Consider the following 12,582-nt stretch of genomic DNA (forward strand, 5'->3'; position numbering starts at 1 on the left):
GGCGGTCGATCGGTCGTGCCCAGCCGTTGCTGTGTGCGCCCGGTCGAGGGAGAGAGGTCCTCCGACGGATTGTGCCGCAGCAGAGCGCCGAGCCGTCGGGCACTCTGCCGCCAAGCACACCCGTAACCGGCCTACTCATCCACCCCGCAGCGAGGAGCAAAGACGACATGTCGTCGAACATCACCGGTGACTTCAAGGTTGCCGATCTCTCCCTGGCGTCGTTCGGTCGCAAGGAGATCCAGCTGGCCGAGCACGAGATGCCCGGTCTGATGTCGATCCGCAAGGAGTACGCGGCGTCGCAGCCGCTGGCGGGTGCCCGGATCACCGGTTCGCTGCACATGACGGTGCAGACCGCCGTACTGATCGAGACCCTCACCGCCCTGGGCGCCGAGGTCCGCTGGTGCTCGTGCAACATCTTCTCGACGCAGGACCACGCGGCCGCGGCGATCGCGGTCGGCCCGGAGGGTACCCCCGAGGCCCCCGCCGGTGTCCCGGTCTTCGCCTGGAAGGGCGAGACGCTGGACGAGTACTGGTGGTGCACCGAGCAGGCGCTGACCTGGCCGAACGGCCAGACCCCGAACATGATCCTGGACGACGGCGGCGACGCCACGATGCTGATCCACAAGGGCGTCGAGTTCGAGAAGGCCGGCGAGGCCCCGGACCCGTCCACCGCCGACAACGACGAGTTCCGGATCGTCCTGGAGCTGCTGAACCGCAGCCTCAAGGACACCCCGAGCAAGTGGACCGAGGTCGCGGCCACGATCAAGGGCGTGACGGAGGAGACCACGACGGGTGTGCACCGTCTGTACGAGATGCACCGTGACGGCAAGCTGATGTTCCCGGCGATCAACGTCAACGACGCCGTCACCAAGTCGAAGTTCGACAACAAGTACGGCTGCCGTCACTCGCTGATCGACGGCATCAACCGTGGCACGGACGTGCTGATCGGCGGCAAGGTCGCCGTCGTCTTCGGCTACGGCGACGTGGGCAAGGGCTGCGCGGAGTCGCTGCGCGGCCAGGGTGCCCGCGTGATCATCACCGAGATCGACCCGATCTGTGCGCTGCAGGCGGCGATGGACGGCTACCAGGTCACCACCCTGGACGAGGTCGTCTCGATCGCGGACATCTTCATCACCACGACGGGCAACAAGGACATCATCCTTGCCTCGGACATGGAGAAGATGAAGCACCAGGCGATCGTCGGCAACATCGGCCACTTCGACAACGAGATCGACATCGCGGGTCTGTCGAAGCTGCCGGGCATCGTGCGCACCGAGGTGAAGCCGCAGGTCCACGAGTGGCGCTTCGCGGACGGTCACACGATCATCATGCTGTCCGAGGGTCGTCTGCTGAACCTGGGCAACGCGACGGGGCACCCGTCGTTCGTGATGTCGAACTCCTTCGCGAACCAGACGATCGCGCAGATCGAGCTGTTCACGAAGACCTCGCAGTACCCGGTCGGCGTCTACGTGCTGCCGAAGCACCTGGACGAGAAGGTGGCCCGTCTGCACCTGGACGCGCTGGGCGTGAAGCTCACCGTCCTGTCCAAGGACCAGGCCGACTACATCGGCGTCCCGGTCGAGGGCCCGTACAAGCCCGAGCAGTACCGCTACTGACAGCTGACCAGCTGCCCTAGCTGACACACGTACGGCCGGTGACACCTCGGTGTCACCGGCCGTACGCACATCCTGGATCAGCCGATCACATCGGTCGTCCACTTGCTGTGGTCGGTGCCGAGGAGGGTGATCATCTTCAGCCACCCGTCCATCCCGCCGACCGGTGTCAGGACGTCGGCGTTGAGCTCCGCCTGCACACAGACCTGGAGCCCCTGGTCCTTCTTGCAGCTGGACGGCAGGTCACCGCTCTTGCTGCCCGAGTTCTCCGTCGGGCCGGCGGTCGAACCGGGCGTCGGGTCCGGCATGACCGTGGTGCTGAAGTACGAGCCGCCCGCGGCGTAGTTCATGGTCAGGCTCCAGCCCCCGGAGACCGCGGAGATCCCGGAGACCGGTTCGACCAGGGTGATCCCTGAGAGCCGGAACCCGGCCGGCGGAGCACTCACGTGGAAGGGCAGCGGCACCACACGGTGGCTGACGGTGACCCCGTCCGCGACCTGCAGGGTCACCTGTTCCTTCGTGGCACCGTCCAGACCTGACGCATTGAGCTCGGCCCAGCGCCCGTCGGCCGTCCTCCAACGCAGCAGCGACAGGCTGGCGTTGTACCCCGCGTCGTTGGTGACGGTCCAGTACGCCTCCCGACCACCGACCTGCGGTGCAGCGACCCGGACGGCCGTCAGCCCCATCGGGAAGGCCGTCAGTGCAGGCGACACCCCGGCCGGGAACACCCGCAGATTGAAGTGCGGTCCACCCGCCGCGGTGATGGCGCCACGGGCCTGCATCATGTGGCCGTCCGACACCACTGCCGTCCAGATCTCGGTGACCCCGGCCGGGAGCCACCCGAAGGCCGCCTCCGCGCTCAGCGGGTCCTTCCCGTCGTACGGCACCGTCGTCGGAATATCCGGCGCGGCGGTGCCGGGAAGCCCGGACGGCACACCTGACATCGTCGGGCTGTGCGTCATCGTCGGACTGAACGGTGCCGTCGGACTGAACGAGGCTGTCGGTGGGCCCGTCGTCGAGGCCGGACCCACCGACGGCGCCGACCCGCCGCCACCGGGCAGCAGTACCGCCGAACTCCCCACCACCACCGCGGCAGCCACCACCGCGGCAGCTCCCACCACCAGTCGGCGCCGCCGTACCCGCGCCCGCCCCACCAGAATCGCTGCCCCGACATCCACCCCGCTCGGCGGCGCTGGGGAGTCCGCCAGCTTGCCCAACACCGCGTCCAATCCGTTGATCTCCTCGCTCATGCCTGAAACCCCCCTGCGTGATTGACGTTGAGGTTCCGCCGCAGTGAGTCCAGCCCACGCGAGGTCTGGCTCTTGACGTTGCCGGAGGAGCAGCCGAGTGCGTCGGCGGTCTGGTCGACGGTCAGATCGCAGTAGTAGCGCAGCACCACCGTCGCCCGCTGACGTGGTGGCAGCTCGGCCAGCGCCTTGCGCAGATCCAGCGAGGTCTCCAGATCGGCGGGCTGCACCCATGCCACATCGGCCTCCGCCGCCGGCCCGGCGCCCCCGCCCCAGGCTCGCCGCCACGGCGAACGCTGCTCGGCGAGAAAGGTGTTGACCAGCACCGTCCGTGCGTAGCCGTCCCGGTTGTCCACCTGGCCCATCCGGTGCCAGTTGGTGTAGAGCTTCGTGATGCTCTCCTGCACCAGGTCGTCCGCCCGGTGCCAGTCCGAGCAGAGCAGGTATGCGACCTTCCGCAACCACCCGGCTCTCGCGGCCACATAATCGGAGAACTCCGCGTCGCGATTCTTCGCGATCGACAAGGCTCCGTCCCCCTTCCGCTGGGCGGCGCACCTGCGCGCCGTCCCGCATCCCTGATGCAGGCAGCCACCCGGAAGGTTGCATCACCTGCTGCCCGTAGGCTTCGCCCATGCCCAACGGCCGCTACTCGCTGCACGACACACACGACCACCTCCCCCTCGGGGAGGAGCGCTTCAGCTGCGCCCCCGGCCCGGCCGGCTGGCGGTACGTCTCCAAGACGTACGCCCCGGACGGTCGCGTGCTCGGCACCACCGACCTCACCCTCGACTCCCGTGCCCGCCCGCTGCGCCTCGAACTCAAGGCAGGCGGCTGGCAGGTCCGCGGGGGAGCGGTCGACGGCGTGGCCTGGGTCCGCACGGACGCCGCCGACCCGTCCGGCGAGCACGCCACCGAGGGGCACGACCGGGCGCACGGCTTCACCGGCAGCTCCCCGGCCTTCCTGATCGCCACCGCCCGGCTGCTCCGGCTCGCCCCCGGCGCGAGCACGAAGGTCCGGCTGGTCGCGTTCACCGACCCCGTCCTCGCCCCGCGGACCTTCGACCAGGGCTGGCTGCTGGAGTCGGTCGAGACCCACGAGACGGACAGCGGCCCACTGCTGGTCGAGCAGTACCAGGTCGCCGACCTGGCCACCGGCGAGCAGCAGATCGTCCATCTCGCCGGGGACGTCCTGCTCGCGGCCCCGGGCATCCAGCTGGAGGAGCTCGAAAGCCCGCCCAACCCCTGGCCCACCGAGTACTACGCCTGACCCTCACGCAGGCGGCGCGAAACCGCCGCCCGTGGTCGACGTGGTCGACGTGGTCGGCACGGGCTGTACCTGCGGCACCTGTGTCGCGTGCTGCACCGGGGCGGCCTCGCCCTCCCGTGCCCACTCCCGCCGCTGCCGCTCCGCCAGCACGGCCCCCAGGTACGCCGCCGGGTGCACCCCGTACGGCGCTGCGCGCCCGGTGCACGTCGTCAGCTCGGCGACCAACCGGTGCGCCATGCCCAGCGAGACCGCCGGGTCGAGCTGCCCGATCCGCCCGAGGTACTGCCGGACGGCGAGCCACAGCCCGTCCGGCACCGCCGACAGGTCGCAGCCGACGAGCTCCCAGCTCACCGCCCGCGCCAACTCCGGCGGCAGCGGCGGCAGCGGCGCCCGCCCACGTCCGGCCCCGGGCACCCGCTCGCGGACGACCAGCGTCCCCGCGAACACGTCACCGAGCCGCCGCCCCTGCACCGACACCAGCGAGGTGAGCACGGCGGGCACCCCCACCAGCATGATCAACTCGATGAAGCCCACCAGCCCGCGCACCAAGGAGTGCCGGAACCGCACCGGCCCGCCGTCGCTGCGCACCACCCGCAGCCCGAACGCCACCTTGCCCAGTGACCGCCCCTGGCTGAGCGTCTCCACCAGCACCGGCACCCCGACCAGGAAGAACACCGTCAGCCCGAGCGAAGCCGCCGCCGACCCGGCGACGTCCAGACTCGGAGTGGTGAACGCCAGGATGAGCAGCGAGCCGACCAGCCCGATCCACTCCACGGCCAGGTCCAGGCAGATCGCCAACGCCCGGCTCGGCAGCTTCGCCGCCCGCAGCCCGAGGGCCACCGCCTCACCCGTGACCAGCTCGCTCACAACACCCGCCCCCATCTCCCGCCGTCCAGCGCCACACAGTACGGTGACCCGCCCCCACCCGGTAGCCCGGTGTCTCTGGCAAGCTGGCCCCGCCCCGCCCCTGCTGTCACCGACCCGCCTCCCGGAGTGAGCCGCATGGACCTCGACGTCTTCGTCGCCACCCACCAGACGGAGTGGCACCGCCTGGAGGTCCTGAGCAGTCGCCGCCGCCTCGACGGCGAGGAGGCCGACGAACTCGTCACCCTCTACCAACGCGCCACCAGCCATCTCGCCCAGGTCCAGGCCGCAGCCCCCGACCCCACCCTCGAAGGCCGCCTCACCACCCTGGTCGCCCGAGCCCGCAGCGCGGTCACCGGCAGTCGGCAGGCCTCCTGGCGGGACGTCGGCCGCTACTACGCCGTCAGCTTTCCCGCCGCGCTCTACCGCTCCCGCCGCTGGTGGATCCCGATCGCCGTCCTCTCCATCCTCGGCTCCGCCCTGATCGCCTGGTGGCTGGTGGCCCACCCCGAGGCCCGCACCACCCTCGCCACCCCCGACCAGCTCCGCGAGCTCACCAGGCCCGGCGGCCAGTACGAGACCTACTACACCGACCGCCCCGCCAGCTCCTTCGCAGCCCAGGTGTGGACCAACAACGCCTGGGTCGCCGCCGAATGCCTGGTCTTCGGCGTCTTCCTGGGCCTCCCCGTCCTCTGGGTGCTGCTCACCAACGTCCTCAACCTCGGTGTCGGCATCGGCCTGATGGCCGCCGCCGGCCGCCTGGATCTCTTCCTCGGCCTCCTCCTCCCGCACGGCCTCCTCGAACTGACCGCCGTCTTCGTCGCCGCCGGCCTGGGCCTGCGCCTCGGCTGGACGGTCGTCGCCCCCGGCCCCCGCCTCCGCCGCACGGCCATTGCGGAAGAAGGCCGTGCCACCATCGGCATGGCCATCGGCCTGGCGACAGTCCTCTTCGTGAGCGGCATCCTCGAAGCATTCGTCACCCCCTCCGGCCTCCCCACCTGGGCCCGGATATCCATCGGCGTCGTGGCAGAACTCCTCTTCCTCCTCTACGCCCTCGTCCTGGGCCGCCGCGCAGCCGCAACGGGCGCCTCCGGTGACGTAGCGGAGTCGGACCGAGCCGAGCTGGCGCCGGTCGCAGCCTGAGCCGCGTGCGTGGATCAAGCCTCTGACCTGCTATTCTTCTCATCAGCGCGGAAAGACCATTGACGTGGTCCGGACGAGCTAGTAGGTTTGAACGGTTGGGAACGACTGGACACAGTCGCCACCAGGCGTTAATGTCTACGACACAGCCAAGTCGAGGCAGCAGGCGTCTTCTGACGCCAGCCTGATCGGGCTAAACCTCCTGGGACAGAGCACAGCGAAGCGTTTGATAAGCTTCGTAGCGAAGTCAAGGAAATCCCCTCGGGGAATTCAGATAAACCGAAACTCCGGAAAACGGAGCGGAAAACATCTGATAAGCTTGAAACACGAAAGAACGAAGCCCGGAGAGCTTGCGAGAGCGGCTTGAAGGAAGCGTCCGTTCCTTGAGAACTCAACAGCGTGCCAAAAGTCAACGCCAGATATGTTGACATCCCCGGCCTGGATCGTTTCGGCGTTCCGGGTTGGAGATTCCTTTAGTAACAAAACACAGCGAGGACGCAGTGCACGGGGCCACCTATTCCGGTGGTTGTCGTGCCGCTCAACGCGAGTGCTACCGGATATCCGGAAAACATTCACGGAGAGTTTGATCCTGGCTCAGGACGAACGCTGGCGGCGTGCTTAACACATGCAAGTCGAACGATGAAGCCTTCGGGTGGATTAGTGGCGAACGGGTGAGTAACACGTGGGAAATCTGCCCTGCACTCTGGGACAAGCCTTGGAAACGAGGTCTAATACCGGATATGACCTTCCTCCGCATGGGGGTTGGTGGAAAGCTCCGGCGGTGCAGGATGATCCCGCGGCCTATCAGCTTGTTGGTGGGGTAATGGCCTACCAAGGCGACGACGGGTAGCCGGCCTGAGAGGGCGACCGGCCACACTGGGACTGAGACACGGCCCAGACTCCTACGGGAGGCAGCAGTGGGGAATATTGCACAATGGGCGAAAGCCTGATGCAGCGACGCCGCGTGAGGGATGAAGGCCTTCGGGTCGTAAACCTCTTTCAGCAGGGAAGAAGCGCAAGTGACGGTACCTGCAGAAGAAGCACCGGCTAACTACGTGCCAGCAGCCGCGGTAATACGTAGGGTGCGAGCGTTGTCCGGAATTATTGGGCGTAAAGAGCTCGTAGGCGGCTTGTCACGTCGGATGTGAAAGCCCGAGGCTTAACCTCGGGTCTGCATTCGATACGGGCAGGCTAGAGTGTGGTAGGGGAGATCGGAATTCCTGGTGTAGCGGTGAAATGCGCAGATATCAGGAGGAACACCGGTGGCGAAGGCGGATCTCTGGGCCATTACTGACGCTGAGGAGCGAAAGCGTGGGGAGCGAACAGGATTAGATACCCTGGTAGTCCACGCCGTAAACGGTGGGAACTAGGTGTTGGCGACATTCCACGTCGTCGGTGCCGCAGCTAACGCATTAAGTTCCCCGCCTGGGGAGTACGGCCGCAAGGCTAAAACTCAAAGGAATTGACGGGGGCCCGCACAAGCAGCGGAGCATGTGGCTTAATTCGACGCAACGCGAAGAACCTTACCAAGGCTTGACATATACCGGAAACGGCCAGAGATGGTCGCCCCCTTGTGGTCGGTATACAGGTGGTGCATGGTTGTCGTCAGCTCGTGTCGTGAGATGTTGGGTTAAGTCCCGCAACGAGCGCAACCCTTGTTCTGTGTTGCCAGCATGCCTTTCGGGGTGATGGGGACTCACAGGAGACTGCCGGGGTCAACTCGGAGGAAGGTGGGGACGACGTCAAATCATCATGCCCCTTATGTCTTGGGCTGCACACGTGCTACAATGGTCGGTACAAAGGGCTGCGATGCCGCGAGGCGGAGCGAATCCCAAAAAGCCGGCCTCAGTTCGGATTGGGGTCTGCAACTCGACCCCATGAAGTTGGAGTTGCTAGTAATCGCAGATCAGCATGCTGCGGTGAATACGTTCCCGGGCCTTGTACACACCGCCCGTCACGTCACGAAAGTCGGTAACACCCGAAGCCGGTGGCCTAACCCTTGGGAGGGAGCCGTCGAAGGTGGGACCAGCGATTGGGACGAAGTCGTAACAAGGTAGCCGTACCGGAAGGTGCGGCTGGATCACCTCCTTTCTAAGGAGCACATAGCCGGATGCGAGCGAATGTCTCGCACGGTTGCTCATGGGTGGAACGTTGACTATTCGGCACACACGGTTGGTTCCGTTAGTACTGTCCTTCGGGGCGTGGAAGGCGGGTTATCGGTCGGGTGTGTCGGGCACGTTGTTGGGTCCTGAGGGAACGGCCATGAAAGTGGTTGTTGCTTCAGAGATGCCGGTCCTACTTGAGGATTCCCGCTTGCGGGGGTTTGAGGGTGGGTGACTGGTCGTTGTTTGAGAACTGCACAGTGGACGCGAGCATCTGTGGCCAAGTTTTTAAGGGCGCACGGTGGATGCCTTGGCACTAGGAACCGATGAAGGACGTGGGAGGCCGCGATAGTCCCCGGGGAGCCGTCAACCAGGCTTTGATCCGGGGGTTTCCGAATGGGGGAACCCGGCAGTCGTCATGGGCTGTCACCCGCACCTGAACACATAGGGTGTGTGGAGGGAACGAGGGGAAGTGAAACATCTCAGTACCCTCAGGAAGAGAAAACAACCGTGATTCCGGGAGTAGTGGCGAGCGAAACCGGATGAGGCTAAACCGTTCTGGTGTGATACCCGGCAGGGGTTGCCAGTGCGGGGTCGTGGGAAAGTTCTTGATCGGTCTGCCGGCCGGTCGGCGAGTCAGAAACCGTATGGGTAGTCGAAGGACATGCGAAAGGTCCGGCGTAGAGGGTAAGACCCCCGTAGACGAAATCTGTACGGCTTGCTTGAGCTTCTCCCAAGTAGCACGGGGCCCGAGAAATCCCGTGTGAATCTGGCGGGACCACCCGCTAAGCCTAAATATTCCCTAGTGACCGATAGCGGATAGTACCGTGAGGGAATGGTGAAAAGTACCGCGGGAGCGGAGTGAAATAGTACCTGAAACCGTGTGCCTACAAGCCGTGGGAGCGTCGGACAGTGGGCTTGCCCATCTGTCTCGTGACTGCGTGCCTTTTGAAGAATGAGCCTGCGAGTTTGCGGTGTGTAGCGAGGTTAACCCGTGTGGGGTAGCCGTAGCGAAAGCGAGTCCGAATAGGGCGAGTGAGTTGCACGCCCAAGACCCGAAGCGGAGTGATCTAGCCATGGGCAGGTTGAAGCGCGGGTAAGACCGTGTGGAGGACCGAACCCACCAGGGTTGAAAACCTGGGGGATGACCTGTGGTTAGGGGTGAAAGGCCAATCAAACTCCGTGATAGCTGGTTCTCCCCGAAATGCATTTAGGTGCAGCGTCACGTGTTTCTTGCCGGAGGTAGAGCACTGGATAGGCGATGGGCCTCAACGGGTTACTGACCTTAGCCAAACTCCGAATGCCGGTAAGTGAGAGCGTGGCAGTGAGACTGTGGGGGATAAGCTCCATGGTCGAGAGGGAAACAGCCCAGAACACCGACTAAGGTCCCTAAGCGTGTGCTAAGTGGGAAAGGATGTGGAGTCGCAGAGACAACCAGGAGGTTGGCTTAGAAGCAGCCATCCTTGAAAGAGTGCGTAATAGCTCACTGGTCAAGTGATTCCGCGCCGACAATGTAGCGGGGCTCAAGCACACCACCGAAGTCGTGTCATTGCAGCATATAGGGCCAACGCCTGCTGTGATGGGTAGGGGAGCGTCGTGTGCCGGGTGAAGCAGCGGAGGAATCCAGTTGTGGACGGTTCACGAGTGAGAATGCAGGCATGAGTAGCGATACAAGAGTGGGAAACTCTTGCGCCGATTGACCAAGGGTTCCTGGGTCAAGCTGATCTGCCCAGGGTAAGTCGGGACCTAAGGCGAGGCCGACAGGCGTAGTCGATGGACAACGGGTTGATATTCCCGTACCCGCTTTGAAGCGCCAACGTCGAACCTCTGAATGCTAAAGCCGTGAAGCCGGCCCGGAGTCTTCGGACAATGGGACGTGGTGGAGCCGCTGACCCAACAGGGTAGTAGGTGAGCGATGGGGTGACGCAGGAAGGTAGTCCAACCCGGGCGGTGGTTGTCCCGGGGTAAGGGTGTAGGCCGAGTGATAGGCAAATCCGTCACTCATTAAGGCTGAGACCTGATGCCGAGCCGATTGTGGTGAAGTGGATGATCCTATGCTGTCGAGAAAAGCCTCTAGCGAGTTTCATGGCGGCCCGTACCCCAAACCGACTCAGGTGGTCAGGTAGAGAATACCGAGGCGTTCGGGTGAACTATGGTTAAGGAACTCGGCAAAATGCCCCCGTAACTTCGGGAGAAGGGGGGCCGGAACTGGTGATCCGATTTACTCGGTGAGCTGGGGCCGGCCGCAGAGACCAGCGAGAAGCGACTGTTTACTAAAAACACAGGTCCGTGCGAAGCCGTAAGGCGATGTATACGGACTGACGCCTGCCCGGTGCTGGAACGTTAAGGGGACCGGTTAGTCACATTTCGGTGTGGCGAAGCTGAGAACTTAAGCGCCAGTAAACGGCGGTGGTAACTATAACCATCCTAAGGTAGCGAAATTCCTTGTCGGGTAAGTTCCGACCTGCACGAATGGCGTAACGACTTCTCGACTGTCTCAACCATAGGCCCGGTGAAATTGCATTACGAGTAAAGATGCTCGTTTCGCGCAGCAGGACGGAAAGACCCCGGGACCTTTACTATAGCTTGATATTGGTGTTCGGTTCGGCTTGTGTAGGATAGGTGGGAGACTTTGAAGCAGCAACGCCAGTTGTTGTGGAGTCGTCGTTGAAATACCACTCTGGTCGTGCTGGATGTCTAACCTGGGTCCGTGATCCGGATCAGGGACAGTGTCTGGTGGGTAGTTTAACTGGGGCGGTTGCCTCCTAAAGAGTAACGGAGGCGCCCAAAGGTTCCCTCAGCCTGGTTGGCAATCAGGTGTTGAGTGTAAGTGCACAAGGGAGCTTGACTGTGAGACCGACGGGTCGAGCAGGTGCGAAAGCAGGGACTAGTGATCCGGCGGTGGCTTGTGGAAGCGCCGTCGCTCAACGGATAAAAGGTACCCCGGGGATAACAGGCTGATCTTCCCCAAGAGTCCATATCGACGGGATGGTTTGGCACCTCGATGTCGGCTCGTCGCATCCTGGGGCTGGAGTAGGTCCCAAGGGTTGGGCTGTTCGCCCATTAAAGCGGTACGCGAGCTGGGTTTAGAACGTCGTGAGACAGTTCGGTCCCTATCCGCTGTGCGCGTAGGAATATTGAGAAGGGCTGTCCCTAGTACGAGAGGACCGGGACGGACGAACCTCTGGTGTGCCAGTTGTCCTGCCAAGGGCATGGCTGGTTGGCTACGTTCGGGAGGGATAACCGCTGAAAGCATCTAAGCGGGAAGCCTGCTTCGAGATGAATGTTCCCACCTCCTTGAGAGGGTAAGGCTCCCAGTAGACGACTGGGTTGATAGGCCGGATGTGGAAGCCCTGTAAGGGGTGGAGCTGACCGGTACTAATAGGCCGAGGGCTTGTCCTCAGTTGCTCGCGTCCACTGTGTTGTTCTGAAACAACGACCCCATCCCTGGCCAGGGGTGGTGCGGTCATCTGGTTTCATAGTGTTTCGGTGGTCATAGCGTGAGGGAAACGCCCGGTTACATTCCGAACCCGGAAGCTAAGCCTCAAAGCGCCGATGGTACTGCAGGGGGGACCCTGTGGGAGAGTAGGACGCCGCCGAACAATCTTTAGGAAGGCCCCCATCCGGGAACGGATGGGGGCCTTTCGCATATCCGGAGAGGATACGATTCGTACATGGCAAGACCACGGCCGAAGGCCAGCACAGAAGACCAGCCGCATATCGAGCCGTTCAGCCTCAGCACTGATCCGTTCACGATGGAGACCTCGCACGAGGTTGCCGGGATTTACCTGGCGCCGCCGGAGCGGGTGCTCGCGCTGCATGTCGATGGTGAGACTCTGCTGCGGCCGAAGCTCCGGGATGCTCTGACGGGCCTCCGGGACGAGCCGCTGCCGTCGTCCGTCGGGGCGTTGCTGACGACGCTCGGCGGGACGACCGGGAAGGTGCAGGGGACGCTGCACCGGCGGCGGCGTGGGGTGGAGTTCCGCCGGTTCCTCACCGAGCTGGAGAAGGCGCTGCCCGAGGTGGGCGAGGTGCACCTGATCTGCGACAACTACTTCACCCACAAGTCGCCGACGGTGAAGAACTGGCTGACCGCGCACCCGCGGTTCACCATGCACTTCGCGCCGGACGAGGCGGCCTGGCTCGCCCATGTCGAGCACTGGTTCGCCTACCAGGCGGCGCGTGAGGGCTTCCACGGCGACAAGTCGTCGGCGGTCGCGCTGACGGCGGGGATCAAGACGTGGGAGGCCACCAGCGGTGTGCCGGAGGAGGCCGAGGACGGGACGCTCTCGTCGGCGCACGTGTGGATCAAGCCGGGTCGGTAGCCGGCCGGCAGTAGACCGCAAGCA

Annotated in this window: 7 protein-coding genes and 3 rRNA genes; 7 read left to right on the plus strand and 3 right to left on the minus strand. The window is 64.2% G+C overall.

Annotated features, from left to right (window positions below):
- The first annotated feature begins 167 nt into the window (after window positions 1-167).
- Window positions 168-1,616, plus strand: coding sequence for an adenosylhomocysteinase (ahcY, locus tag ACR68M_RS22075; protein WP_441245835.1), 1,449 nt, complete (start codon window positions 168-170; stop codon window positions 1,614-1,616).
- A gap of 77 nt (window positions 1,617-1,693) precedes the next feature.
- Here the strand turns inward: ahcY and ACR68M_RS22080 are convergent, their stop codons facing one another.
- Complete coding sequence (locus tag ACR68M_RS22080; RefSeq protein WP_441245836.1) at window positions 1,694-2,575, minus strand: hypothetical protein; 882 nt, start codon at window positions 2,573-2,575, stop codon at window positions 1,694-1,696.
- A gap of 284 nt (window positions 2,576-2,859) precedes the next feature.
- On the minus strand, window positions 2,860-3,321 hold the full coding sequence (locus ACR68M_RS22085; RefSeq protein ID WP_441245837.1) for a SigE family RNA polymerase sigma factor: 462 nt from the start codon (window positions 3,319-3,321) through the stop codon (window positions 2,860-2,862).
- A 170-nt stretch (window positions 3,322-3,491) separates the two neighbouring features.
- Here ACR68M_RS22085 and ACR68M_RS22090 point away from each other — a divergent pair, with 170 nt between their 5' ends.
- On the plus strand, window positions 3,492-4,127 hold the full coding sequence (locus ACR68M_RS22090; protein WP_441245838.1) for a hypothetical protein: 636 nt from the start codon (window positions 3,492-3,494) through the stop codon (window positions 4,125-4,127).
- Between the two features lie 3 nt (window positions 4,128-4,130).
- Here ACR68M_RS22090 and ACR68M_RS22095 read toward each other — a convergent pair whose 3' ends face one another.
- Window positions 4,131-4,994 (minus strand): RDD family protein, encoded by an 864-nt coding sequence (locus tag ACR68M_RS22095; protein WP_441245839.1) that lies wholly within the window; start codon window positions 4,992-4,994, stop codon window positions 4,131-4,133.
- 135 nt (window positions 4,995-5,129) lie between these two features.
- On the opposite strand from ACR68M_RS22095, the gene ACR68M_RS22100 reads away from it, so the two are divergent.
- From ACR68M_RS22100 to ACR68M_RS22120, 5 genes are all read left to right on the plus strand, one after another.
- Entirely contained in the window at window positions 5,130-6,134 is a 1,005-nt protein-coding gene (locus ACR68M_RS22100; protein ID WP_441245840.1) for a stage II sporulation protein M, read from the plus strand.
- 568 nt (window positions 6,135-6,702) lie between these two features.
- Window positions 6,703-8,222, plus strand: a 16S ribosomal RNA gene (locus ACR68M_RS22105).
- Between the two features lie 289 nt (window positions 8,223-8,511).
- Window positions 8,512-11,635, plus strand: a 23S ribosomal RNA gene (locus ACR68M_RS22110).
- Between the two features lie 83 nt (window positions 11,636-11,718).
- A 5S ribosomal RNA gene (gene rrf / locus ACR68M_RS22115) occupies window positions 11,719-11,835 on the plus strand.
- Together the 16S, 23S and 5S rRNA genes form the textbook arrangement of a ribosomal RNA operon.
- A 72-nt stretch (window positions 11,836-11,907) precedes the next feature.
- On the plus strand, window positions 11,908-12,558 hold the full coding sequence (locus ACR68M_RS22120) for a transposase (protein WP_441245841.1): 651 nt from the start codon (window positions 11,908-11,910) through the stop codon (window positions 12,556-12,558).
- Window positions 12,559-12,582: the final 24 nt, after the last annotated feature.

This window comes from Kitasatospora sp. McL0602, from assembly GCF_052076145.1.
Classification (GTDB): Bacteria; Actinomycetota; Actinomycetes; order Streptomycetales; family Streptomycetaceae; genus Kitasatospora.

What these genes read in the sequence shown, in the direction of transcription:
- ahcY (WP_441245835.1), top strand. Translation starts at nt 168, where the DNA reads ATGTCGTCGAACATCACCGGTGACTTCAAGGTTGCCGATCTCTCCCTG.
- ACR68M_RS22080 (WP_441245836.1), bottom strand. Translation starts at nt 2,575, where the DNA reads ATGACGCACAGCCCGACGATGTCAGGTGTGCCGTCCGGGCTTCCCGGC.
- ACR68M_RS22090 (WP_441245838.1), top strand. Translation starts at nt 3,492, where the DNA reads ATGCCCAACGGCCGCTACTCGCTGCACGACACACACGACCACCTCCCC.
- ACR68M_RS22100 (WP_441245840.1), top strand. Translation starts at nt 5,130, where the DNA reads ATGGACCTCGACGTCTTCGTCGCCACCCACCAGACGGAGTGGCACCGC.
- ACR68M_RS22120 (WP_441245841.1), top strand. Translation starts at nt 11,908, where the DNA reads ATGGCAAGACCACGGCCGAAGGCCAGCACAGAAGACCAGCCGCATATC.